The organism is Anaerocolumna sp. MB42-C2, assembly GCF_030913705.1.
GTDB lineage: Bacteria > Bacillota > Clostridia > Lachnospirales > Lachnospiraceae > Anaerocolumna.
In genome coordinates this window covers 2822427-2846615 of record NZ_CP133190.1, presented here as the reverse complement: position 1 = coordinate 2846615, position 24189 = coordinate 2822427, and the positions used below count along the sequence as shown (strand labels likewise).

At 34.3% G+C, this 24189-nt stretch carries 26 protein-coding genes; 19 read left to right on the top strand and 7 right to left on the bottom strand.

All coding sequences use genetic code 11. From position 1 onward, the window contains the following. Window positions 1-18: 18 nt before the first annotated feature. The 4 genes from RBU59_RS12445 to RBU59_RS12430 form a co-directional block, all read right to left on the bottom strand. Complete coding sequence (locus tag RBU59_RS12445; protein WP_308148191.1) at window positions 19-819, bottom strand: EFR1 family ferrodoxin; 801 nt, start codon at window positions 817-819, stop codon at window positions 19-21. Between the two features lie 215 nt (window positions 820-1034). After that, window positions 1035-1478, bottom strand: coding sequence for an FMN-binding protein (locus RBU59_RS12440; protein WP_308148190.1), 444 nt, complete (start codon window positions 1476-1478; stop codon window positions 1035-1037). Between the two features lie 18 nt (window positions 1479-1496). Beyond that, window positions 1497-2459 (bottom strand): FAD:protein FMN transferase, encoded by a 963-nt coding sequence (locus RBU59_RS12435; protein WP_308148189.1) that lies wholly within the window; start codon window positions 2457-2459, stop codon window positions 1497-1499. 170 nt (window positions 2460-2629) lie between these two features. Next, window positions 2630-3211 carry a TetR/AcrR family transcriptional regulator gene (locus RBU59_RS12430; protein WP_308148188.1) on the bottom strand — a complete coding sequence of 194 codons (582 nt, stop codon included), beginning with the start codon at window positions 3209-3211 and terminating at the stop codon, window positions 2630-2632. 699 nt (window positions 3212-3910) lie between these two features. Here RBU59_RS12430 and guaA point away from each other — a divergent pair. After that, window positions 3911-5446, top strand: a complete 1536-nt coding sequence (gene guaA, locus RBU59_RS12425; RefSeq protein ID WP_308148187.1) for a glutamine-hydrolyzing GMP synthase — start codon at window positions 3911-3913, stop codon at window positions 5444-5446. Window positions 5447-5509: 63 nt separating this feature from the next. On the opposite strand, the gene RBU59_RS12420 is transcribed toward guaA, so the two are convergent. Continuing rightward, complete coding sequence (locus RBU59_RS12420) at window positions 5510-7756, bottom strand: ATP-binding protein (RefSeq protein WP_308148186.1); 2247 nt, start codon at window positions 7754-7756, stop codon at window positions 5510-5512. Window positions 7757-7781: 25 nt separating this feature from the next. Continuing rightward, the gene (locus tag RBU59_RS12415) at window positions 7782-8330 is read right to left on the bottom strand and encodes a helix-turn-helix domain-containing protein (protein ID WP_308148185.1); all 549 of its coding nucleotides are present in this window, start codon (window positions 8328-8330) and stop codon (window positions 7782-7784) included. A gap of 388 nt (window positions 8331-8718) precedes the next feature. On the opposite strand from RBU59_RS12415, the gene RBU59_RS12410 reads away from it, so the two are divergent. The 18 genes from RBU59_RS12410 (at window position 8719) to RBU59_RS12325 (ending at window position 23222) form a co-directional block, all read left to right on the top strand. After that, a complete protein-coding gene (locus RBU59_RS12410) occupies window positions 8719-8913 on the top strand; it encodes an ICEBs1 excisionase (RefSeq protein ID WP_308148184.1) in 195 nt (64 codons plus the stop codon). Window positions 8914-8928: 15 nt separating this feature from the next. Then, window positions 8929-10005, top strand: a complete 1077-nt coding sequence (locus tag RBU59_RS12405; protein ID WP_308148183.1) for a site-specific integrase — start codon at window positions 8929-8931, stop codon at window positions 10003-10005. After that, entirely contained in the window at window positions 10002-10376 is a 375-nt protein-coding gene (locus RBU59_RS12400) for a plasmid mobilization protein (RefSeq protein ID WP_308148182.1), read from the top strand. The genes RBU59_RS12405 and RBU59_RS12400 overlap by 4 nt, the downstream gene beginning before the upstream one ends. A 107-nt stretch (window positions 10377-10483) precedes the next feature. Continuing rightward, a complete protein-coding gene (locus RBU59_RS12395; RefSeq protein WP_308148181.1) occupies window positions 10484-11452 on the top strand; it encodes an AAA family ATPase in 969 nt (322 codons plus the stop codon). A 534-nt stretch (window positions 11453-11986) separates the two neighbouring features. Continuing rightward, window positions 11987-13408: a plasmid recombination protein gene (locus RBU59_RS12390; protein WP_442871712.1), complete on the top strand. Its 1422-nt coding sequence runs from the start codon at window positions 11987-11989 to the stop codon at window positions 13406-13408. A gap of 15 nt (window positions 13409-13423) precedes the next feature. Continuing rightward, window positions 13424-13768 carry a DUF6061 family protein gene (locus RBU59_RS12385; RefSeq protein ID WP_308148179.1) on the top strand — a complete coding sequence of 115 codons (345 nt, stop codon included), beginning with the start codon at window positions 13424-13426 and terminating at the stop codon, window positions 13766-13768. Between the two features lie 422 nt (window positions 13769-14190). Next, complete coding sequence (locus RBU59_RS12380; protein WP_308148178.1) at window positions 14191-15300, top strand: hypothetical protein; 1110 nt, start codon at window positions 14191-14193, stop codon at window positions 15298-15300. Between the two features lie 133 nt (window positions 15301-15433). After that, window positions 15434-16324: a pentapeptide repeat-containing protein gene (locus RBU59_RS12375; RefSeq protein WP_308148177.1), complete on the top strand. Its 891-nt coding sequence runs from the start codon at window positions 15434-15436 to the stop codon at window positions 16322-16324. 1 nt (window position 16325) lies between these two features. Continuing rightward, window positions 16326-17054, top strand: a complete 729-nt coding sequence (locus RBU59_RS12370) for a nucleotidyltransferase domain-containing protein (protein WP_308148176.1) — start codon at window positions 16326-16328, stop codon at window positions 17052-17054. Next, window positions 17038-17310: a hypothetical protein gene (locus RBU59_RS12365; protein WP_308148175.1), complete on the top strand. Its 273-nt coding sequence runs from the start codon at window positions 17038-17040 to the stop codon at window positions 17308-17310. Before RBU59_RS12370 ends, RBU59_RS12365 begins: the two co-directional genes overlap by 17 nt. Window positions 17311-17631: 321 nt before the next feature. Beyond that, window positions 17632-18534, top strand: coding sequence for a helix-turn-helix transcriptional regulator (locus RBU59_RS12360; RefSeq protein ID WP_308148174.1), 903 nt, complete (start codon window positions 17632-17634; stop codon window positions 18532-18534). A 57-nt stretch (window positions 18535-18591) separates the two neighbouring features. After that, window positions 18592-18879 carry a DUF3795 domain-containing protein gene (locus RBU59_RS28665; protein WP_308148173.1) on the top strand — a complete coding sequence of 96 codons (288 nt, stop codon included), beginning with the start codon at window positions 18592-18594 and terminating at the stop codon, window positions 18877-18879. Then, on the top strand, window positions 18815-18964 hold the full coding sequence (locus RBU59_RS12350; protein ID WP_308148673.1) for a hypothetical protein: 150 nt from the start codon (window positions 18815-18817) through the stop codon (window positions 18962-18964). The genes RBU59_RS28665 and RBU59_RS12350 overlap by 65 nt, the downstream gene beginning before the upstream one ends. A 111-nt stretch (window positions 18965-19075) precedes the next feature. After that, complete coding sequence (locus RBU59_RS12345; RefSeq protein ID WP_308148172.1) at window positions 19076-19498, top strand: pyridoxamine 5'-phosphate oxidase family protein; 423 nt, start codon at window positions 19076-19078, stop codon at window positions 19496-19498. A gap of 473 nt (window positions 19499-19971) precedes the next feature. Then, window positions 19972-20451 carry a MarR family winged helix-turn-helix transcriptional regulator gene (locus RBU59_RS12340; protein WP_308148171.1) on the top strand — a complete coding sequence of 160 codons (480 nt, stop codon included), beginning with the start codon at window positions 19972-19974 and terminating at the stop codon, window positions 20449-20451. A gap of 121 nt (window positions 20452-20572) precedes the next feature. Next, window positions 20573-21754: an ArsA family ATPase gene (locus RBU59_RS12335; RefSeq protein ID WP_308148170.1), complete on the top strand. Its 1182-nt coding sequence runs from the start codon at window positions 20573-20575 to the stop codon at window positions 21752-21754. After that, window positions 21744-22028, top strand: a complete 285-nt coding sequence (locus RBU59_RS12330) for a hypothetical protein (RefSeq protein WP_308148169.1) — start codon at window positions 21744-21746, stop codon at window positions 22026-22028. The genes RBU59_RS12335 and RBU59_RS12330 overlap by 11 nt, the downstream gene beginning before the upstream one ends. Window positions 22029-22046: 18 nt before the next feature. After that, the gene (locus RBU59_RS12325; protein WP_308148168.1) at window positions 22047-23222 is read left to right on the top strand and encodes an ArsA family ATPase; all 1176 of its coding nucleotides are present in this window, start codon (window positions 22047-22049) and stop codon (window positions 23220-23222) included. A gap of 136 nt (window positions 23223-23358) precedes the next feature. Here RBU59_RS12325 and RBU59_RS12320 read toward each other — a convergent pair whose 3' ends face one another. Beyond that, window positions 23359-24132, bottom strand: coding sequence for an HAD family hydrolase (locus RBU59_RS12320; protein ID WP_308148167.1), 774 nt, complete (start codon window positions 24130-24132; stop codon window positions 23359-23361). Window positions 24133-24189 lie beyond the last annotated feature (57 nt).

The window sequence follows — 24189 nt, the reverse complement described above, 5'->3', positions numbered from 1 at the left end:
ATTACTTTAACAAATATTTTATATAACCTGTGATTGAAGCTGTATGAATTCATTCGTACTTATATTCGGGTTCGTATATCTACCTTTATTTTCGGTGGCTTTACCGTATTGGATCGCTTTAGCGGGACAATAATTGATACATGCCAGACATTGAGTACATTGCTGGCCCCACTTTGGTTTTTTATTTACTTTAATATTGCGGCAATTACAAACCTTTTCGCAGATACCACAACCGCAGCACTGGTCATTTGCATAAAATTTTGAGGTATTACTTGCATTTTTTGAAAACACTGGATTTATGATTCCGCTTAAAAGCCATGGGAAACGGCCTTTTTCTACCTGAAATTCATTTTTCCTCTGATGAATGGATTCGTTTATAAGCTGTAAGGTGCTGTCTGCCTCTGAGAGCTTTTCTTTTTCTATTTTTTTTGAATCCACATCACCCATAAGAATATAGTTGCTTGGCATAATAACAGAATATCCGCTGTTTAAGGATATATTTTTGTTTTTTAAGCAGGTATGGAATATCTTCATAGTATTTCCGATATTACTGCCACAGGTAACAACGGCAAAGACATAGTTTCTATTATAATGATTCAGTTTCAGTTTATTGATAAAATCCAGCAGGGGTTTAGGCGGACCCCATGCATAAATAGGGCATACAAATCCGACAAGTTCGTTGACTTTTAATGTATATTCATAGTTACTAATACCGCTGTTTATTACGGCAGCTATGGAAATCAATCTCTCATTGCTATGTTCTGCAATATTTTTAGCGATAAAAAGGGAATTACCGGTTCCCGAAAAATAAAATATCATAATCTTTTTCCTTTCAAGGTTATAGGCATTTTAGTAATTATTTTGATTTTATATACACTACAAATTATATTTAATTTTAACTAGAGTGGCCTTAAGTACCAGAGTAAAAGAACTTTCTGAATGGCCTTTCGATGCTACAATTATAGTATATTGATCAATAATGGGGTTTTGTTTTATTTATTATTACCTTAATTTACTATTACCTTTTAAAATGATTATTCATCTGCTTTATCAAGTGCATCTTCCACTGATTTGAGATAAGCTTTGGAAGTAATGGTGGCCCCGCTGATCGCATCTACTTGTAATGACTGTGATTCGATTACTCTGCCAAATAATTTATCAGTAAATTCAGCGGGCCGGTTTTCTTTATTCAGGAGAAGGTTTATATCCGTTACTTTACCGGAGGACACGGTAACCTGTACTTTATTGGCTCTCCATTTATACTTTCCGCCTGCATATTCCCCGATATAAGTACCGTCTTTCAGATTTTTAAAATCTGTGCTACTAATTTTTAAATTAAGGCCCTCCTTTCGTTCACCCGAAGTAAATAGTATTCCTGCTCCTGCAGTTATTATAATTACAACGAAAACTACCAATATTACAATCCACATAGTTGTCTTTCCTTTCTTTTTCTTTCTTTTATTTTCATATATAGCCATGCTGTTACCTCCCTTAATTTATGTTATGATTTGAATGTTAATCTTATCCGCCGGATGAAAGCTATTTCTCAGGCCTGCTGTAATGTAAACAGTTAGATCTTTATCTACAAAAATTGCTTCCGTTCCGGGGAACCCCTTTAATATATTTAGACCTGTATTTATACCGGTTATAAATATTATGGTGGACAGCGCATCTGCAGTTGTTCCATTATCCGCAACAACAGTCACACTGATCAGTTCTGATTCTGACGGATAGCCGGTGGTTGGATCCAGAATGTGATGACGTCTTTTACCAGTCCGGTCTATAAAATAACGCTGGTAATCGCCCGATGTAACTACCGATTTATCTGTAACTGCGACTACACCAAGCAGACTGTCTGTTAATCTTGGATGCTGTATGCCGATACTCCATGGGGAGCCGTCCGGTTTTGATCCTAAAGCAGCCACATTTCCACCGAGATTCGTAAGTGCGGACTTAATACCGTAATTACGGAATATTTCCAGGAATTTATCACTGGCAAATCCTTTGCCGATGCCTCCTAAGTTGATACATTGTCTGTTTTTTTTAAGGCCGGCAGTCTTAGCTACCGGATCCAGATATAAATCAGAATAGTTTACGAAAGGAAGCACTTCTTTTACCTTTTCTGACTCCGGAATTTCAGAGGTTGTTTTATAAGTCCACAGATTTACTAAGGGTCCTATGGTAGCATCATATGTACCATTACTGCAAGCAGAAAAATGAATAGAGCGTGATAGTATTTCATAGGTATCTGAACTTATTTGTTCACATTTCGCCCCTGCACTTTGGTTGATTTTACTAATTTCACTTGTGGGAATAAAGTAGCTTAGCAGTTGTTCCAGCCGCCAGGCTTCCTGATTGACCGCTTTGATTGCCTTTTCTGCATATTTACCGTATGCTGCGTGGAATATACCGGTATCCATTCCTAAACCGGCAGACTGGATGGCGGCTGTTTTAAACATATTTTTTCCTCCTCTCCTAAAACTGATTTTAACACTGACATTTTGGCTGACAACGGAAATCGTTAAGTAAATTCCAATATAGTTCATGTAATGAATGAACAATAATATATTCATTCATTGATGCGCCTCAAAAAATAAAAATTAGATAATAACCAAATTGGAATAGTAATCTATTCTACAGTGTCCATGAGACCTTTAATTACAAATTCTGTGATGAGATCTAAAACCTGCGGAAAATGCTGAAGTCCGACTTCTTCTTTGTGTGTATCAATATTAACCAGTGCTGCGAATATTGTCATAATCAGTTCAGAAGATAAGTCACTTCTCATCTTACCCTCCGCCTGCCATTTGGTGACCATTTCTAAGGAATTGCCATATATGAAACTTACAGAATCATTTCCGTTTTCCTGACGGAATAGTTTTTCTATTTTATTAAATACATCATGGTTATACCATTCTTTTAAGATGGGATTGGATTTCATACCCGCTATATTCATAGATAAAAATCCCTTGATAAAGTCCAGTGGGGTATCTTCAATATTTACGGAGGACATCATATTTTTTTTCAGTTTCACATTTTCATCAATAAAGATATCCATAAAAAGTTTCTCTTTGGATGAATAGTAATTATAAAATGTTCCTACGCTTACACCGGCTTTTTTCGTAATGTCTGCCACATTAGTATCTTTAAAACCTTTGGAACTGAATAATTCTTTCCCGTAATTATAGATATCAGTTTTCTTATCTTCCAATTAAATAACCTCCCGTAAGTAAATTTTCATAAAGCCGGAATAATAACATAGCAATCAGCTTCTCCTGAACAATTTTAAGTAAACATTTTATTATAAAAATATACTTTGAATAGCTTTGCGGCCAAATCTAAATGAAAAATAGCTTTTTAGTTAAGTAATCATTACTTAGCACTTTATATTATTCTGGTAATTTATATAGATATTTGTTGTTATTCCGAAATATTTTTATTTTATTAAAATTTCGTTTTACAAGTGAATGAATTTAAAAATATTCATTCACTTCTTTACAATGTAACATAGATATAAATTTATGTCAATAATAAAAGATTGATTTATTTTGTGTCATACAATGATCAGTTTTTATTCGAAAAGGATAGTTATAAAACAAATGTGCTTAAAATTCATAGTTCTTTTTCAAAGTCTTTATAAGGTGTCTCTTAAATACGATTTCTTAATTATTATAATATAACACACTTTTTTAATTGAAATAGGAAATATGGAGTTATTTTACCATGTGGCCTGTAAAAAGGCGGAAACAAAGCCATGTTGTGTATAGAATCTAGATATATTGCACAGATTTTGTTTGTATAATAAAATATTTTGTACTGGTGTTCACGAAAAAAATGTTGTAAAATAAGCTATATATTTTTAAGTGAACAAGAAACCAAGTGACGATGAATCTGTTAGGAGGAATAACAAGTGGATAAGGAAATAGTAATTGTGTTAGATTTTGGCGGGCAGTATAACCAACTGATTGCCAGAAGAGTAAGGGAATGTAATGTATATTGTGAAGTATTACCTTATAACACAAGTCTTGAGAAAATAAAAGAAATCAATCCCAAGGGTATTATATTTACCGGAGGTCCGGCCAGCGTTTATGCAGAAGACTCGCCTACCTGCGACAAGGAGATCTTTGAATTAGGTATCCCGATTCTGGGTATCTGTTATGGCTGCCAGCTGATGACTTATTTATTAGGGGGCAAGGTAACCAAAGCGCCTGTCAGAGAATACGGCAAAACAGAAGTAACGGTGAATAAAAGTTCGAAACTATTTGGTGACGTTACGGAAAAATCAATCTGCTGGATGAGTCATACAGACTTAGTTGAGATATTACCTGAGGGCTTTACCGTATCTGCTTTTTCCGATTCCTGTCCGGTAGCCGGATTAGAGAAACCCTCCCAGAATTTATATGGAGTACAGTTCCACCCGGAAGTTGTTCATACCCAGGAAGGGACTAAGATGCTTTACAATTTCCTTTTTAAAGTATGTAATTGTGCCGGTGAATGGAAAATGGATTCCTTTACGGAACAGTCCATCAAAGCTCTAAAAGAAAAGATTGGAGATAAAAAAGTTTTATGTGCATTATCCGGCGGTGTTGATTCATCCGTAGCTGCTGTAATGATCAGTAAGGCAGTTGGCAAGCAATTAACCTGTATCTTTGTAGACCACGGTTTACTTCGTAAGAACGAAGGAGATGAAGTGGAAAAGATATTTACCACACAGTTTGATGTAAACTTTGTCCGTGTCAATGTACAACAGAGGTTTTATGATAAGTTAGCAGGAGTTTCAGAACCGGAAGCGAAGAGGAAAATCATCGGTGAAGAATTCATCCGTGTATTTGAAGAAGAAGCGAAAAAGATCGGAACCGTTGACTTCTTAGTTCAGGGAACCATTTACCCGGACGTAATAGAGAGCGGCCTTGGTAAATCCGCAGTAATCAAAAGCCATCATAATGTAGGCGGTCTGCCGGATTATGTGGATTTTAAAGAAATTATTGAACCTTTAAGGTTATTATTTAAAGATGAAGTAAGAAAAGCGGGCTTAGAACTTGGAATTCCTGAGAATTTAGTCTTCAGACAGCCATTCCCGGGACCGGGACTTGCTATCCGTATCATCGGCGAAGTTACGGAAGAAAAGATAAAGATTTTACAGGATGCAGATTACATTTACCGTGAAGAGATCGCAAAGGCCGGACTTGACAGATCCATAGGACAATATTTTGCAGCTCTTACTAACATGCGTTCCGTTGGTGTTATGGGAGATGAGAGAACCTATGATTATGCTGTAGCCCTTCGTGCCGTAACTACTTCGGATTTCATGACCGCGGAAGCTGCTGAACTGCCCTGGGAGGTACTTGGTAAAGTATCCTCAAGGATTGTAAATGAAGTAAAACATATTAATCGAGTACTCTATGACTGTACGGGGAAACCACCGGCAACGATTGAGTTTGAGTGACATGAAGAAACGCTACAGCCCAGTAAAATCAAGGGTTGTAGCGTTATTTTTTTGCGTGTGATTCTAGTTTGATTCTAAATTTTCTGATTGAATATATTTTGTGTCATTCAACTGGAGAATTACCGGCTGCTTAAGACCAATACCTTTTCCTATAGCTATGGCGTGCCGTTCTTCTAGCGTAGGCAAAGTATCAGAGTAATCTTTGCCAATATAATTTTCTAGAAATGTTTTACCGGTATCATCAAATACTCTGAGAGCAAAAATAGTATTACATTGATTCAATATACTCTTTGTAACATTAGCAGTTCTTTGAGTTATTAATATACAACCTAAACCATATTTTCTACCTTGGAGAATTACTTTTGAAGTACCATTTGAGTGTTTTTCATCGCCTGAATTTACGACTGAATTCCATTCCGGAGTCAATGAGTGTGCTTCTTCAAATACAATACAGCATCGAGCTGTATCCGTTTGACCTAATTCCATACAAGCTTCAAGAAGATTTTCAGAAATAATTTTTGTTTTTTCCACCAAGGATACATCAGAAAGCGCCGCAATATTGAATGAACTGGCAGCTTTTTTAACAACATGGTTATCTGGGTTTATGATAAGAACATTTGAATCGGGCTTTGATAAAAAACACGATATTCCATATTTGATTTTGCTACTGTAGTTTAATAAATTTCCCCATTCATTGGGTTTATCTTTAGCACCAGTAGTTTCGGCAGTAGTTTTCCAATTATCCAAGTATGTTTGGCAAAATTCATTTATGATTAATTTATCATCTATATATTTTGATAGTCCTTTAGCACTCGAATATTGGTTTGTAATGTCTATGCAAATGACTTTTATACCAGTATCAACTATCTTTTTAATTATTTCAAATGTTAAGCAAGACTTTCCAACTCCAAGAATTCCTAAGATAGCTGTATTGTGAGTAATCAAAGAATTGATATTAGCTAAAGGAATTTTCATATCAGTACCAGGTAAACGACCAATAGCAGTTTTTGCTAATTCTCGTAAGTCAGAAGCATCGTTAGTATCACATAGATATACAGATTCCCCCATATTAGGTATCCATTTTACCACAGAAAGTTCATTGTTTTGATAATTGTAGACCCCAAGTTTTCGAGCAATACCATTTATATACCCAAAATCACTAGAAGAATTAATAGATTCCTCTTTGGTAGTCCCATTAATTACTTGGTAAAGAACATTATAATTAAATATCTTTGTGCAAATTATTGCCCCGTCTTTAATTTTTGACGATGAGTTATTTAAAAGGCTAAACCGTATAATATTGATATTAGAGTCTGGCAAAATAAAGCCTATGAAATTTTCGCAATTATTGTATTCATAGCTTTGCTCAATTTTTGATTTTATTGAATCTTCAATTGAGTCAACATTTAGTATTCGCGTAGAGCCAATTTGTTCATCAAATAAAATATCCATCCCGACTAAAGATAGATTTTGTTTATTTATTTTTATAGGTTGATTGTCTGCGTGGAGTAAAAGTATATCAAGCCATAACTTATTCAATAAGAATCTACATTTTACAATAATACCAATGCAGTAACTGTCTGAATCAGTCTTAACTACAACAAGCCTGCAAATTGAATTTTTGTATTCGTTAATATTCTTGCTATTTTTTTCAATCTCTACTGTATATCGATTCTCGTTATCAGATTTTATTGAAATACCTATAAATTCTTGAGGATTTTTATTTTTAAATAAAGTTAATAAGGTAACTATTTTCGAAATAATTTTACCAACGATATCAAAAAATACTATGCAAATCCAAAGCGTAATGGCAGAAATAAACATACAAATACTATGAGATTTGAGAAAGATATCACTAGCAAAGTAAGAATAGCTTGAAAACAAATATACCAATGAAAATATGATTGTTGATGAACCAATATTTTTTAATAAAAAATAGGTTATATTTTTAAACTTTTCATTGATATTTTTGAATATCATGTGTATCAAACTGAGAACAATAAGGGAAATTGAGTAAATTAGTAAAAAGTGATACCCCCATAATTTTGTCTTATCATCTATGGTTATTAAAACTAAAATCAATGAAATGCTATTAGCAAAAGTGTCTGTAGGTGTTGAAAAATATGGTTCAGTTACATATTTGCCCATTATGATTAAAAGTATCCCAGAATAGAACCAAATACTTGAATCGTTATTCTGGTCTAAGATGCTACTTAGGCCACTTCCTAATGTATTAAATGTCAACATTATAGCAATTAAATATATAAAGGCTGTTACTAATCTTTGGTTTTGTGATAATTTTTCACGCATAATAATACCTGTTCCCCCTATCATTTTAATCTGATATAAATGATTGAATAGATGTTACATCAGTTCCCTTATTTACCACCAAATTACTATCCACCAAGCTCTGCTTGATTCGCTCACACATTACCGTTAACTCAGCTACTTCGGCATTATATTCTCCATCACTTCCAAATTCATGTCTAGAATCAATCGTTTTTTGCAAAGCAGCCTTTGCCTGCGCCCATTTTGCTAATCTTTCATTAATCTGTGGATGATTGAACCGCAAGGTCAAGGTCTTTGGATCAATAACACCTTTTGAATTTTTCTTTCCTTGAAATTCTAGGTCTACCTGCTCGTCCATCTTAAAGATGAGAGAGAGCACGTCTGATACTGTTTCTATATCAAAATCCATAAACAAATTAATACTTATGCCAAGTGCATTGGCAATTTTAAGAAGCTGGTCAGGTTTTGGATTCCTGTCACCGGCTTCGTATTTTCTTATGGTCACTTCATTAATACCGCCTGCAAGTTCTCCAAGCATTTTCTGAGAAATACCACGCATGGTTCGGTAAGTCTTTATTTTTTCTCCAACTGTCATGTAAAAACTCCTTTCGAAATCATTTTACAGATAAAACACAAAAGTATCTGTGAGATACAATTGTATTCTATCATGCCATATATAGAAAAGAAAGAAAAACTTAAAAAGAATTTTTAGGGTTGCCAAATCATGATTTTCATTGCCTACCAATTATAAGAGATAATTACACATAGCAATTAAAAAATAAATATATTTTGTGAAAATACGCCCCAAAAGGGTTTTTATTTGCATACCTAAGTAGAGGTACATTTTTGGAAGTGATTGTAAATGTGGTTCAGATAAAAATTGATTCTAAAAAGAGTTGACAAGAAACAAATGTATCTGTATAATACAAAAATATCAAGAGATACAAAAGTATCTATAACAACAAAAGAAAGGGGTGCACCAAATGAAGAATACAAATCAGATGTATTTATCAGCACAAGAAGTAGCAAATATACTTGGAATGTCAGAATCTTATGCCTATACCGTCATCAGAAAAATGAATGACGAATTAAAAGCAAGGGGCTGTATCACAATTGCTGGAAAGATTCCAACCAAGTATTTTGAAGAGAAGTTTTTCGGAGTTCAGGTTATTCAATAGAAGGGAGATGATTATATGAATTTAACCAAGGACAAGAAGTTAGGCACATGGCTGGTTCAATTTTATTACACGGACTGGCAGGGCAAGAAAAAGAAAAAGCTGAAAAGGGGTTTCCGCACCAAAGCGGAAGCCACCCAGTGGGCAATGGATTTCTTGCAACAGCAACAAAGTGATCTGGATATGGTATTTGAAAAATTTGTGGAGCTCTATTATGAAGATATAGAGAACCGCTTGAAAGAGACAACAATGAGGACTAAGAAATATATTATAGACCTCAAGATATTGCCTTATTTCAAGGACAAACCAATTAACGATATCAAGGCGGCGGATATTCGGAAATGGCAAAACAAATTGATGAAAGATGGATATTCAGCAACTTATTTAAAGACTATTAACAATCAACTTGCAGCAATATTTAATTATGCAGAGCGGTATTATGACTTGAAAAACAATCCTTGTAAGAAAGCTGGTACCATTGGCAAAAGCAAAGCAGAGGAAATGCTTTACTGGACAAAAGCCGAATATCTTCAATTTTTAGAAGGTGTAAAGGACAAGCCAATGTCGTATATGGCATTTCAGATTCTATACTGGACTGGTATTAGAATTGGGGAACTACTGGCACTATCTTTTAATGATATCGATTTTGAAAACCGTAAAATCATTATCACAAAGACCTATACACGAATTGAGGGAAAGGATTTGATTACAACACCAAAGACTCCAAAGAGTAATCGTAAAGTGAATATTCCAAAGTTTCTGGTGGATGAGTTACAGGATTACACTGGAAAATTATACGGGATTATGTCAAATGAAAGAATTTTCCACTGTACCAGCAGTTATTTGACCAGCGAAATGAAACGAGGAGTAAATAATACTGGTGTTCAGAAAATTCGTCTCCATGATCTCCGTCACAGTCACGCCAGCTTACTTGTGGAGATGGGGGTTACACCGCTAGAAATGGCAGAACGTCTGGGGCATGAAAAGATTGAGACTACACTAAATACTTATTCCCATTTATATCCCAATAAGCAGGCACAGTTGGCAGACCGATTGGATGGGGAATTTGAGAAAGAGGAGGATGAAGAACTATGAGTGGAGTACACAAGAATCCTACTATAAGCTTTCGTATTTCTGAACGAGAGAGGGAAGAAATTGAAGCGAAGATTATAGTCTGTGGGTTAAATAAAAAAGATTATTTTGTCCGCTCCTGTATTTATAACCATGTATGTGTGGTGGGGAAGAAAGAGCTGATTTACAAATTGGTGCGGGAGCTACGGATGATGATGGAAATGCTCCAAGAGGTAACAAAGCAGTTTGAACAGTCAGAAGTATTTTTATCAAAAGATGGACTGGAAGATATGAGGCTAGAGTATCTGAACTTGCTAAAAGCAATGATTTGGATGCTAGACGGAGCCAAATATTTATGGCAGGACAACAAAGAAAATGTCCCTACAAAAGAGTAAGGACATTAGTAGTAACAAAAGCAGAGCCTTTGATACCGTATCTCGCAAATACAAGTATAGCAAAGGCTTCTGCTAGTAACAATCACAAGTTTGAAAGGGGGCTTTTCATGGAAGAAGCAAAACAGACAAATAAACCATATCACCTGATAAATATGGCAGATGTGGTTGCAAAGGAAGTGGACTGGCTCTGGTTTCCCTATATTCCATTAGGGAAATTAACCATAGTTCAGGGTGATCCTGGGGAAGGGAAAACAACCATTGTATTACAATTAGCAGCGTTATTATCCAAAGGGAAAATGCTTCCTTGTGACGATAAGGATCGGGAACCAGTCAATGTTATTTATCAGACAGCGGAAGATGGTCTGGAAGATACAATTAAGCCACGGTTATTAGAAGCTGGAGCAGATTGTAGCAAAATCATGGTTATCGATGAAAGCCAGCAAGAGTTATCTATGACAGATGAACGGCTGGTAATGGCAATCGAGGAAACTGGTGCAAAGCTAGTGATTCTTGACCCGATTCAGGCATATCTGGGAGCAGATGTAGATATGCACAGAGCAAATGAGATTCGCCCGGTATTAAAGCGATTGGGTGGTATAGCAGAGAAATATCAATGTGCCATCATTCTTATTGGTCATATGAATAAAGCTAGTGGAAGTAAATCAACCTACAGAGGTCTTGGCTCTATCGATTTTCAGGCTACTGCAAGAAGTGTGTTAGTAGTTGGACGGATAAAAGAAGATCCTACACTTCGAGTCATTGCTCATGATAAAAGTAGCCTTGCGGCTGAAGGAACATCCATTGCATTTCGATTGGATGCAGACGCAGGATTTACTTGGGAAGGTCGCTATGATATCAGCGTGGAAGAATTATTATCTGGTGATAGCAGAGGTCAAAAGACCAAGGATGCCAAAACCTTTTTAACTGATATTTTATCGGATGGACAAAAGAGCAGTAAGGAAATCGAAGAACTTGCCATAGAAAAGGGGATCAAGAAGAAAACGCTATTAAATGCTAAACGTGAAATGAATATTGATTCTGTGAAAATTGGCAATCAGTGGTTCTGGATGCTATAGGGGAAGATGGCAAGATGGTAGTCATTTATAAGAATAGGGAATCTTGCCACCTTGATTTTCTTTTATCTGTCCTAAATGGGCAATTTCATAGCAACGCAAAGTATTGTCATTATGAAATTTTAAAAGTACGTCGGGAATCTATAATGGTTTTTGAAATTATTAGCATTATGGAAATTGGTTATGAAATACGAAATTCTGTCGGAAATGCATAATGAAACATGCAGAACATAATGGAATTCATAACCCACGGAATTGGGAATGCAAAGTATACTATCGCACATTGATAATTTTATAGATATTGTTGGTGCAAGTAGCACCATATTGACACCGATAGGTGTCATAAAGCCGTCGGCAGACCGCAAAACCTGATTTATCAGGTTGCATTTTTGATGGCAATGGCTCACGTCAGTGAGACGTTGATGTCAAAAGTGCTTTTGCGTTACTTTCGGCGAAAGTAACAAAGCCTAAGTGCCGTATCCGGCACTTATTACAGATAAAAGAGGAGGAATTCTTATAGAGAGAACGATTAGTGGAATGCTGGGTAAGGGGTCTTTTAATCACAACAACAGATCCTTTAGTGCCAAGAATGTAGACAGTAATAGGATATACTTAAATGTTACTTACTGTGAAGATAATATAAAGAAGGTCTACCATGAATTATTTGATGGAGCACTGAAACGATACAATGCTAAACAGATTAGAAGTGACCGTGAAATTGCTGATTACTATGAAAAAATCAGAACTAGCAAGCAAGAAAAGCTGTTTCATGAAGTGATTTTTCAAATTGGCAGTAAAGAAGATATGAATGTAAGAACTTCAGGTGGTGAAATTGCCAAAGATATTTTAGATGAGTTTGCAAGAGGATTTCAGGAACGAAATCCAAATCTTCGGGTATTTTCATCCCATCTGCATATGGATGAGGAAACTCCTCATGTTCACATAGATTTTATTCCATTTACTAGTGACAGTAAGCGTGGACTTGATACACGAGTATCACTAAAGGGTGCACTTGCAACCATGGGGTTTAAAGGCGGTACCAGAGGAGCTACAGAATGGAACCAGTGGATGGAGAATGAGAAGCAAGAACTGGCTCTAATTATGAGTAAATATGGTATCGATTGGAAACAACTTGGTACTCATAATAAACATTTAAGTGTTTTGGATTATGAGAAACAGGAGCGAGCCAAGGAAGTGGAGCAATTGGAACAGCGCATTGATGAAAAGCAGAAAGAACTTACTTGTGCTAATAAAGAAATTCAGGCGTTAAAGGTTGAAAATAATCAGCTTATAAAAGAAAGTTCTGATTTGAGGACAGAGAAATACAAACTGACGAATGCAACATCAGAAATTCTTTTTGAACAGATGGAACTCGAGGATAAAAAGAAAAAACTGGAGTCAGATATTAAGACTTTGGAATCTGTAAATCAAGAACTATCTACAGATACTAAAAAGCTTAGTTTGGAGAAATTGGAATTACTTCAATCAAAGGATGATCTAAAGGAAGAACATCAATTGTTGAATAATGAAATTCTGCAAATGCAAGAAATGCAGAAGGTGGTTCAGCAAAATATTAGAAGATATGATTATCCAGAATGGACACTTCCAGAACCTGGTGGTTTTATGAGTGCCAAGACATTTTATGAAAGCAAGGCGTTTCCGCTGGTGGCAAAATTTAAAGATGCAATCAAGAAAATGGCGGATCAATTAACGGTGTTAGAGGAAAAGATTAAGTCTCTATCAGAAGATGTAACTTGGTATAAAGCTAAAGTGAAAAAACTGGTTGAGAAGCTATTTGATAAGGATAAGCGAATCGAGAAACTTCAGGAAAAAGCGGATGATCTTGACCGAGTGAAACGTCATGCAGGTGCAGATAAGGTTGATGAGATTATTGAAATTGAGCGACAGCGTGATGGATTTTGCAGTTTTAATAGAAACCAAGAAGACAAGCACAGATAAGAAAGGGGAATTGTTATGGATGATATGAAAAATATTATTGGTTGTGAGTTTAATGATGATAACGGATTTGTGGAGGTTGCCTATAAAGACGGTAATTTCCTAAAAATCAGATGCGAGGAAGTGGAAGCGAAACTTCGGACAACGGAGCAGTCACTGACAAAGCTGCATAGATTACTAGAAAATAATCCGATTGAATATGTTGCTATGGCATTATCTGGAGAGATGCAGGCATATTGCGATATTGAGGCTGAGATGGTGAAAGATATGTTTGGAAATATTGTGCAGGGGTATTTGAAGAAGGGATATAATCTGGCAACGGCGAAGATGATGGCGAGGGAGTTTTTTCGGTATGAGGAGTGAAAATAATTTTGCAATATATAGTAGATTTTGGTAGATAAATAGTAAAATAAATACTATAATATATACATATTTGTTGAAAATATTTGTGAATAATTGTATTGTAAATATACTGATTTATATAGTTGCACGTTAGTTTGAGTTAACTATAATTTGGGTGTAGTTTAGATTTAGTTGTATCAAATATTGCAATTAGCGATGCAATAATGTAAAAACGGTAAGTTAGATTATTAGGTGGAACAGCAGATCATCTTGGAGTAATCAAAGATTTTATAAGAAAGAGCGGGGTAGGTACTGCTGTTTAAGATAAAGTGATTCAATTAATAACCTTAAGTAAGGAAAGTATGCATTCGTTGTTAGATAAGTTTGGGTTATGCCACGAAAATACTTGAAATATAAAAAAGAATCAGAGAGGTAGAGTGAAAATGGCTTATACAAGTGCATGGTCTTATGCAGAGCATTTGACAGAAATTTTGTTGAGAGATCAAGAAGAAGTGTTGCAAATATATGAAGATTTGCGATTATTCGAAGGAAAAAAATCATCTTCATTACAATCAATGCATAGTACTATTGGTGGCAAAAACAATATATTTGTGGACAGCATAAGAACAGAATTTCTTAACCCAAGAGATTTTAAGGCACAGTGGATAAAGGGGTTATGTGATCAATATGGTGAGAAGTTATATGAAGGACCCAATGGAAAGCATCAATATATTATTCTCGAGATGATGAAGTTCCCGGTATGTAGCCATTATATTGACGTGTTTTTGGAAAGAAATTTTTATAGAAACGTAAAAGAAAGAAAACGGTTCAAACCAAATGAAAATTTGTGGGAAATATGGTTTGGGAGTAATCCGCTATTTTGGGGAATAATGATTAGCCCTGCGTTTAGAAATGGTCAGTGGACAAATGATGTAAGTGAAATAAGAAGAGCAAAGTACGAATATTGGACATTAGGTCATATATTAAACACGGGAATAGTCATGCCTGAAAATCCACAGCCATATACATTTTCCGATATTGGATCATTCATTAATTTTTACGAACAGATTATCTTCAGATTATCAAAGTCTGATTATGAAAAAGAAATAATGCAACAGTATTTTAAATATCTCAGTGAAATAGATAATGTATTTGAAGTGCCATTATTGATTCCAGAGTTAAGATTTGAAAATGAAAATGTGAATCATAAGTATAGACTTGATTTTACAATACTAAATTCATATACAAGAGAGTTAATAGGATTTGAAATTAGTCCACAGTCAACACATATGCAGATTAGTGGAATAAAAACTAAAACTCAAAAAGATATGAATGAAGATATTAAAGAAAAATGGGAAAAGGAAATGGCTAAGAGAAATGAATATTTTAGTCAGTATGGAATTACAACAATTACATTTACAGATGAAATGCTTAAAAATATAGAGAATTGTTTTGAAATAATAAAAAGATTTCTAGAGAAAAGAATTAGACAAAAGGTAGACTTTGAAGAACAAACACAAAGATTACAATCTATTTTGAGGAAATGTAGCTAATAATTGCTAAATGAAATTGAAGAAAATTATGAAATGTAAATTTATTACAAAAAGCTTAAATTAATAAAATTAATTCATATAGAAACGTTTTTTGAAAGAAAGAATGATATAAAATAAGGGAGGGAGAGATTGGATGCAACAATATTTTGAGGGGAGAACATCAGAAAAGTATACAGAAATAAAAAGTAATACTAAGATAGAGAATAAAATTATTGCAAATGAGAGACCTGACAAAAATTGGAAGAGTGAACATTACATAGTTAACAATACAACATTTGCGAAAATGGGATTTAGAGAGGCAAAGTTCTCATCAGATGATTTTAAATTTAATGTATTTATTGATTGTTATTTTAAAAAAGCATATTTTGACAACGTTAATTTTTCTGGATCTATATTTATAAATTGTAATTTTGACGAGGTTACTATAGTTAATTGCGTTTTTGACTATTGCAAGTTTGATAATTGCATTATTGCATATAAATACTTGAAAGAATCAATTTCAGAGAGACCAAATATTAGATGGGAATTATGTAAAAATTTATCATTAGAGTGTTTGAAGATAGGTGATGAATCAAATTATAGAAAGTACTTTTTTGAAGAAAAGAAAGCAAGTGAAAAATATTATTGGAAAAAATTTTGGCATAAAGGGAATGAACCCTATTATAAAAAATATAATTGGGTAGATCAGTTTAGTGGTTTATTTAACTTTTTACTTAGCAAACTAAATAAAACATTGTGGGGGTATGGTGAAAAATTATCAAGATTATTTCTTAATGTTGTAATAGTGCAGGTGTTTTTTGTTGTAAGTTACATGTGCAGTATTAAAAGTTTACAAGGAGAAGTGAAGATGTCTTTTCCAACCGCAATATATATAAGCTTGTGTAATTTTTTTACTGTAACATGTGATTATAATTCTACGAAATTGAGTTATAAAATATTATCAGTAACTGAAGGTGGACTTGGAATAATATTAACAGGATTTTTTGTGGCTGCACTATTTAGATATATCAATAGAAGAGGATAGAATGGAGAAATTGAAAATCAGAAATTTATTGACTGAAAAAAACATAATGGAAATATATTTGTTTGGATCCGTAGCTCGTGGAGAAAATGATGAATATAGTGATATTGATATTTTAATTGTTATTGACGATTGCGAAGAAAAAGAATATGTTAATTATAAAAGAATGTTTGCTGAAAAATTGAAAGTCCCTGTAGAATGGATTTCGCTTTACAGACTTTCAAAAATAGAGAGAATGTTTAAAAATGGATCCTATTTTTTGTGGCATATAAAAAAAGAAGGGATTAAGCAATATAGTAGAAGTGGTGATCTCGAAAAGCTACTAATATCATTACCGAAATATGATGGTGTATTGAATGATTTAATGGAATATAAACAAATCGTAAATGATATATATAATGAATTGAGTAATTCATATATAAATATTAATTATGAGCTTTCTGTTTTGGCTTCTTTAGTGAGAAATACCTGCATAGCAATTGCATATTTAAATAATGAAATTGATTTTGGAAGAAAATCTGTTATAATAACATGTAAGAAGATATATAAAGAACAAATTACATTTACGTTAGATGAATATTCTAAGCTATATGATTATAGATTGTTCCAAACTGGGAAAAAGTATAATGTTGATAATGGAAGCAAAGAAATGCTTGAATATTGGATTAAATGCGAAAATGAATTATTGGAGATCGCTATGGAAGGAGTAGAGAAAAATGAGAGAAAATCTTAACTTGGAATGGATGAAAATTATCGAAATGAAAAATGAGTCGCCATATGTTTTTAGAACAAGATTAGAAAGGACTTTAAATCATTCTCTGCGCTATGCAAAGGAAATTGAGAATAAAGAACTGGAAGATATATGTGATAATATGAAAGATAAATTAAGATATATTTCTGATCAAAGTAATCAAACGTCAGATGGTATGCTCAATAGTTATGTTGTTCTACAAGAATATATTAATGAAGCATTAAAACTTGTTTCTTGATTCTATTTTGATTCTAAAATTTCTCTATGACGCAACAAAAATAAAATACTACATGGAATTCAGCGATTTAAAAACACGAAACAGAAACAAATGTATCTCCAAAATGATTCTAGGCGCTGAGTTTGAGTGACCTAAAAACGCTGGTAAGCCGCAAATAAGCGGCTTACCAGTTTTTACGTCAGCAAAATGTCAGCAGAATTTAGTGTCACGATAGGATATTATTATTGATTCGGAGTGAATATTTTAAGAGTATTTAGAAAAATGATACGGATTTTAAGAATAGTATTGTATTTATGTTTAAAAGAGGGTGTTGAGGTACTCATGAAGATAGATCGCCATATAGGTATTATTACGACACTACAACAGAATAAAATTGTAACAGCCCCATATCTTGCAGAAAAATTTGAAGTATCGAGACGGACTATTAATCGAGATATCGAGGATATTTGTAAGGCTGGAATTCCTATAGTTACAACACAAGGAGCTAATGGTGGAATCTCGATAATGGAAGGATTCTCATTAGACACAACAGTGTTTACTGAACAAGAGCTTACAGCTATTTTTTCTGGATTAAAGTCAATAGACAGCGTTTCTGATTCAGACACAGCAAAACAATTAGCTAAGAAAATTGGTGACAGCTCCATTACTGAGCTTGCAGAACATATTGAAATTGACCTTTCCTCTTTCTATAAGGGTGATTTAACAGAAAAAATAGAAATAATAAAATCTGCGATTCGAGATAGAAAGCTTATTGCATTTCATTATTTCTATAACAAGGGAGAAGAAGATAAGGTAATTGAACCATATAAAATTGTTTTCAAATGGTCTGATTGGTATGTGTTTGGATATTCAACAGAGCGTAATGATTTTAGAATGTATAAATTAAGAAGATTGTGGAACTTAAGTAGATGTGAAGAAAAGTATGTGACTAGAGAAATACCAGAGGGAAAAAGTAAATATGGTTTACATATGACGGATGATTATTTCATAGAAGCAATATATGAACCATCCTTGAAATTCAAATTGGTAGATGAATATGGCCCATCATCCTTTTTAATAATGGATGATGGAAAATTATATACTAAGTGGGGCTTTTCCAGCTTGGATGCTGCAATTCAATGGTTGTTACAGTTTGGTAGTAAGGTAAAAGTTATTTCGCCGATTGACTTGGTGGAGAAAATAAAAGATGAAATAGAAAGAATGAAAAATATTTATGAATCATGACATACTGATGTCATGTTCAATTTGATATTCTGTTGAAAACGGAGGTGAATAAATAGTATGGTTGTTTCAAGATGCGGATTACATTGCGTAGGATGTGAGTGGAAGGAACCTTATAACTGTGGTGGATGTATAGAAACAAATGGGAATCCATTTCATGGGGAGTGCCCTATAGCTATATGTTGTCAAAATAAAGGAGCTTTACATTGTGGAGAGTGTTCTGAGTTTCCCTGCAATCTTCTAACACAGTATTCATGTGACCCTGAACACGGAGATACACCACATGGTGCACGAATTGAACAGTGTAAGAAATGGAAGTTGGAAAATGCTAAGTACGAAAGAGAGTAATTCAATGGATTTAGAAAAGATTATTTCTTTGCGAATGAAAAGGCAGCATATGCCACTTAGATTTATGGGAGAAGTATTATGCTAATAATTACTTTTGACGAAAAATCTAATCTAGCAGCAGAACGGTGTGTTGGGTAATTAAAGATTTTTTATTAATAATGAAACAGATAGATTTGAATTTGTAAAGGAAAAAAATATGGATGTGAATGAGGAACTAATTCAAAAAGCAATAGAAATTATTCAGGGACAATGTGGTGAGGATGGATATTGTGCATTAACATTAATGGATATAGATGATCGTCCGAACACAACAACTATTACTCCATCAAAAGCGGATGGTATCAAAAGCATAGCATTTTGTACTGGCTTTGGTACTCGTACGGAGCGTATTCAATTTCGTCCAGATGCATGTGTCTGTTTTAATTCGACGGAGTACCACATATCATTAAAAGGTAGGATGGAAATAATCACCGATCGGGATGTTAAACATGAAATGTGGTATTCTGGATTGGCTAATCATTTTAGCGGACCTAATGATCCAGGATATGTAGTTTTAAGATTTACAACAGATAGCTATACTCTATTTATTGATTGGAAGACGGTAAGAGGAGTAATATAAAAATTCATTTATGTATGCTGAAAAACATATTTGTGAATTCCATTTTGTCGAATCAGTGTATGAGCAGACAACTAAGAACTTACGAAAGCTAAAAACTATATAGTATTATAAACCTAGTTCGAAAATACAAAACCCCATCTAGTTAAAATTAGATGGAGTTTCTTCTTGCAGGGTTATCTTAAAAAAACCACCGGCTAGGCCGGTGGACCACAATGGCTTCTAGCATTTTCATAAGAAAACTCATTTGCTATTATCACTTTTTGGTTGTGAGTGCACAAAATGCTATTATTAATAAGATTTACATATACAACATTGCATAAAGTAACCTCAATATCAAAGGCTACAATATTGTGAAAAATACACTAACTATTACTATTATACATATTTAAAAAATATTACTTGACAAAAAGATACTTCGGGTATAGAATTAAATTACTTCGATAGAAGAAATATATAGCAGAGGGATGATTTTATTGGAATTTCAGCAAATAGAACAACAAATTTATAAATATGTTGATCAAGTGAAGGATTTGCTTTCTTCTGAAATTTGGGAAAATATTTTATTAGATTGTACAAAGAATGAAATTTTAGTCCTTTGGCTGCTATATCGAACCCAAGAAGTGAATATGACACAGATCGCAGAGTATATTCATGCTCCTCTTAATACAGCAACCGGTATCATTTCCAGAATGGAAAAAAGGAAACTGATCAGCCGGCAAAGAAGTCAAGAGGATAAACGAGTGGTAACCATAACTTTAGGGATTAAGGGAGAAGCACAGATTCAATCTATTATCAAAGAAGTAGTATTTTATGCTTCAAAAATAATGCAATCTTTTTCACAAGAAGAAATTAAACTATTCGTTCGTATGATGGACCGCGTTGTTGATATAATGAAAGAAGAGCGGATACAAGATACGCAACACCAAATAGTGAGAAAAATTACAATAGAATAAATTGAAAAAGGAATTGATAAGATTCCTTTTCTTTTAAAACAATACTTCGAACAAGGAACTATTCTGCTATTGAATTAAATTTTCTTTTAAACTATTTATCTAATATTAGGAGGGATTGGATATGAGTCACATTTACATTTTTACAGGAAAAGGCGGCGTTGGAAAAAGCTGTATCAGTTCCGCCCATGCCTATATGAGTGCCAGACAAGGGATTGATACATTACTAGTCAGTACGGATATGGCACATAATTTAGGAGATATTTTTGAAACTAAGCTGGGAAGTGAACCAATCAACTTAATGGAACATTTAGATATTTATGAAATTGATCCGAATACCATAATGGAAAATGACTTTAAAGATATGACAGCTGCAATCAAAAAAATGCTGCCGGTTTCCTATGGTGAAAATATACAAGAATTTGGTATGGTGCCAGGAATGGAAGAATTATTTGCACTTTTAAAGATTGCAAAAATATATCAAGCCAATACGTATGAAAGAATCATTGTGGATTGTGCACCCACGGGAGAAACGTTGTCACTGTTAAAGTTTCCGGAGCTTTTATCCTGGTATATGGAGAAGTTATTTCCGATTGGTAAAGTTGCGGTTCGTGTTCTCTCACCGATTTCCAAGCAGATGTTTAAAGTTTCACTGCCAAATAAAGTAGCTATGAACGATATTGAAAAACTATATTATGAATTGTTTCAACTGCAGGAATTACTGAAAGACAGAGAAGTTACAAGTATTCGTCTGGTTACCATTCCTGAGAAAATGGTAGTAGAAGAAACCAAAAGAAATTATATGTATATGAATTTATACAATTTCAATGTAGATGGAATTTATATTAACCGTATCTTGCCAAAAGATATTAATAATTCTTTTTTTGATCAATGGCTGGCAATACAATCAACCTACATGGATGAGATCAAACAGAGTTTTCAGGCATTACCGATGTACCGTGTACCTTGGTATGAAGAAGAAATCAAGGGAATCAATGCAATTGTAAGGATTTGCAATGATGTTTTAGAAAAAGGTAACGTCTTTACTCAAGTTGAAATATCAAATAGAGAGACATTTGAAACTAATGATAGTGGATATTTATTAAAAGTTCATCTGCCGTTTGTTGATAAGAAAGAGATTGATTTGTTTCAGACCAATACGGATGTGGTACTAAAAATCGGTAATTTTAAACGGAATATCCCATTACCCAATGTATTAAGAAAGTATATGATTGCTAGTGCCAAATATGAGCAGGATTGTTTGTATATTCAATTTGAGAAAGGAGAGGGTGCAGATGCGCAGTGAAATGTTAGGCAGAGTTTTAGAAGCAGGTAAATATCAAAAAATGGCATTCAGAAAATTGTTTCCCGAAAGTGCGAACCGTCATTTTGAGGTCATAGAACATGAATTGAAAGAATTATTTATGGAGGGAGTGATGGAAATTGCTAACTTAGCAGTGCAGTATCAGTCTGAAGCAAATAATGAGGAAAGTGCAAATAAGACAAAGGATCATCATACAACGCAAGAGAATGTAAATCGAACCGAGGCATCAAAATCAAATAAAATCAAGATTGATTAAGGGAAAGTGGATGAGATTATGAGAGTGATTATATACACCGGTAAAGGTGGCGTTGGCAAAACCAGTGTTGCTGCGGCAACTGCATGTAAAATTGCGGAAACAGGGAAAAAAGTAATGATTATGAGTACAGACCAGGCACACAGTCTGGGTGATTCATTTGGCATTAAATTGGGAAAAGAAATTACGAGAGTAACGAATTCAATTGATGCATTAGAAATCGATACGGTTTATGAAAGCGAGAAGAGTTGGGGAAATCTAAAAAATTATTTTAAACAACTACTAACCGTCCAAAGTGAAAATAGTATTGAAGTCGAAGAACTTCTGGTATTTCCGGGTCTTGAAGAACTTTTTTCTCTTTTTAAAATATTAGATATCTATGAACAAAATCAATACGATGCATTAATTGTTGATTGTGCACCGACGGGGGAGACATTAGCTTTGCTTAAATATCCGGAAAAACTCTCGGGGATATTCGATAAAGTATTGCCAATAAAACGAAAAGCAGCGAAAGTTGCAGGTCCAGTAGTAGAAAAGGTGATGAAGATTCCGATGCCAAAAGATAATGTCTTTGATGACCTTACATTTTTGATGGATAAGTTGGCCGCTTTACAAACCTTGATGTTAAATAAAGAGATTGTAAGTCTGCGTATTGTTACAACCCCTGAAAAGATAGTCATTAGTGAAACAAAACGTAATTTTACCTGTCTATATCTTTATAATTATAATGTTGATGCAATTATTGTAAATCGTATATATCCAAAAGAAGCGATGGAGGGATACTTTTCAAAATGGGTGCTTATGCAGCAGGACAGGTTAGAAGAAATCAATCAAAGCTTTTCTGAAGTACCGAAATTAAGGCTGCCTTTATTATCAAAAGAACTTCGTACACTAGAGGTATTAAAAGAAGCAGGAGAAATTTTATTTGAAGAGGTTGATCCACTAAAAGTATTATTCAGTAAAGAAATTTACCAGGTTAAGCGGTTAGAAGAGGATAAGGTTTCACTCCGTATTTTACTTCCGTTTGCAGAGAAAGAGTCGCTTGATTTACGACAGGAAGCACAGGAAATCATCCTGGCGATCAAAAATGAGGTGCGTCGCTTTCCAATTCCAAGTGAAGTAAATGATAAAGAGATTACAAGTGCAAAATTTGAAGATGGTTACTTAAATATCATGTTTCAACCGGTTAGAAATTAAATGAAAGCTTCAGATAATAATCCAAGCAATTTGATGCGTTAAGTACCGTAGCCTGTCCGGTCGGAACCAGGCTACGGACATTTATTTCGTATTCCGGAGCAAATATGCAGCGGGGTATATGGATTACTGTGTAGACCTAGATATTGTACAGCTTCAGAAGATCCTCAGGCGATGTAAAAATGTAATCTGCAGCAGGTTCTAAAACAGAGGATTGGTTCCAGGTCACAAGTCCGGAGGCAAAACCAGCCGCATTCGCACATGTTATATCGGTTGGCATATCGCCGATATAGATGTTTGAATCGGGTGTTGTACCGGTTTTTTCTGCATAATAAAGAAGCGGTGCAGGATCCGGTTTGTGCCGCAGTGTATCGTCTGCACAGACAATTAGTTCAAATATTTGCTTTAGGTTGAATTTGCGGAAATAGCTTTCATATTCCGTTCTCTTTCTGGAAGTGACAATGCCAAGATGAAATCCGCTTTTTTTCATAAATTGCAGCATGTCTTCTACACCCGGGAAAAACTCGGCCTGATCTGAGAACTTGCTGTAATTTTGAATCCATTTATTTTCAAAATCCTGATCTACAAATGCTTCAAGCAGTTTAAGGGCATCAAGGGTCGGAATTCCCAATACAATCCTCAGATTTTCAAGAGAATATTTATGACCATATGTTTCAAGTGTGTACTGCCAGGTCTTCAAAATGGCATTTTCGGTATCAATCAGTGTTCCATCCAAATCAAATACGATATGATTATATTGCATAAGAGTCTCCTTTGCGGTGAGTTCAATCAGTTGCAGAGCATAATTCAGATATAATTTTCGATAGTTGTCACATTTACTGTCCCGAGCCAGATATATCACATTTGAAATCATTGTACGGCGGGCAATACTGTATACAATAGGAAGAGACATTAGTTAAGACCTCCTTTTGGTAAGGGAACGGTTTCGGCAACAGTGGTATCAGAAATG

Coding starts and splice junctions, on each gene's coding strand:
- RBU59_RS12395 (WP_308148181.1), top strand. CDS start 10,484: ATGGAAGAAGCAAAACAGACAAATAAACCATATCACCTGATAAATATG.
- RBU59_RS12325 (WP_308148168.1), top strand. CDS start 22,047: ATGAGAGTGATTATATACACCGGTAAAGGTGGCGTTGGCAAAACCAGT.
- RBU59_RS12440 (WP_308148190.1), bottom strand. CDS start 1,478: ATGGCTATATATGAAAATAAAAGAAAGAAAAAGAAAGGAAAGACAACT.
- RBU59_RS12365 (WP_308148175.1), top strand. CDS start 17,038: ATGAGAGAAAATCTTAACTTGGAATGGATGAAAATTATCGAAATGAAA.
- RBU59_RS12445 (WP_308148191.1), bottom strand. CDS start 819: ATGATATTTTATTTTTCGGGAACCGGTAATTCCCTTTTTATCGCTAAA.
- RBU59_RS12390 (WP_442871712.1), top strand. CDS start 11,987: ATGCTGGGTAAGGGGTCTTTTAATCACAACAACAGATCCTTTAGTGCC.
- RBU59_RS12370 (WP_308148176.1), top strand. CDS start 16,326: ATGGAGAAATTGAAAATCAGAAATTTATTGACTGAAAAAAACATAATG.
- RBU59_RS12335 (WP_308148170.1), top strand. CDS start 20,573: ATGAGTCACATTTACATTTTTACAGGAAAAGGCGGCGTTGGAAAAAGC.
- RBU59_RS12360 (WP_308148174.1), top strand. CDS start 17,632: ATGAAGATAGATCGCCATATAGGTATTATTACGACACTACAACAGAAT.
- RBU59_RS12350 (WP_308148673.1), top strand. CDS start 18,815: ATGGTGCACGAATTGAACAGTGTAAGAAATGGAAGTTGGAAAATGCTA.
- RBU59_RS12410 (WP_308148184.1), top strand. CDS start 8,719: ATGAAGAATACAAATCAGATGTATTTATCAGCACAAGAAGTAGCAAAT.
- RBU59_RS12330 (WP_308148169.1), top strand. CDS start 21,744: ATGCGCAGTGAAATGTTAGGCAGAGTTTTAGAAGCAGGTAAATATCAA.
- RBU59_RS12375 (WP_308148177.1), top strand. CDS start 15,434: ATGCAACAATATTTTGAGGGGAGAACATCAGAAAAGTATACAGAAATA.
- RBU59_RS28665 (WP_308148173.1), top strand. CDS start 18,592: ATGGTTGTTTCAAGATGCGGATTACATTGCGTAGGATGTGAGTGGAAG.
- RBU59_RS12405 (WP_308148183.1), top strand. CDS start 8,929: ATGAATTTAACCAAGGACAAGAAGTTAGGCACATGGCTGGTTCAATTT.
- RBU59_RS12385 (WP_308148179.1), top strand. CDS start 13,424: ATGGATGATATGAAAAATATTATTGGTTGTGAGTTTAATGATGATAAC.
- RBU59_RS12420 (WP_308148186.1), bottom strand. CDS start 7,756: ATGCGTGAAAAATTATCACAAAACCAAAGATTAGTAACAGCCTTTATA.
- RBU59_RS12415 (WP_308148185.1), bottom strand. CDS start 8,330: ATGACAGTTGGAGAAAAAATAAAGACTTACCGAACCATGCGTGGTATT.
- RBU59_RS12435 (WP_308148189.1), bottom strand. CDS start 2,459: ATGTTTAAAACAGCCGCCATCCAGTCTGCCGGTTTAGGAATGGATACC.
- RBU59_RS12345 (WP_308148172.1), top strand. CDS start 19,076: ATGGATGTGAATGAGGAACTAATTCAAAAAGCAATAGAAATTATTCAG.
- RBU59_RS12380 (WP_308148178.1), top strand. CDS start 14,191: ATGGCTTATACAAGTGCATGGTCTTATGCAGAGCATTTGACAGAAATT.
- RBU59_RS12320 (WP_308148167.1), bottom strand. CDS start 24,132: ATGTCTCTTCCTATTGTATACAGTATTGCCCGCCGTACAATGATTTCA.
- RBU59_RS12400 (WP_308148182.1), top strand. CDS start 10,002: ATGAGTGGAGTACACAAGAATCCTACTATAAGCTTTCGTATTTCTGAA.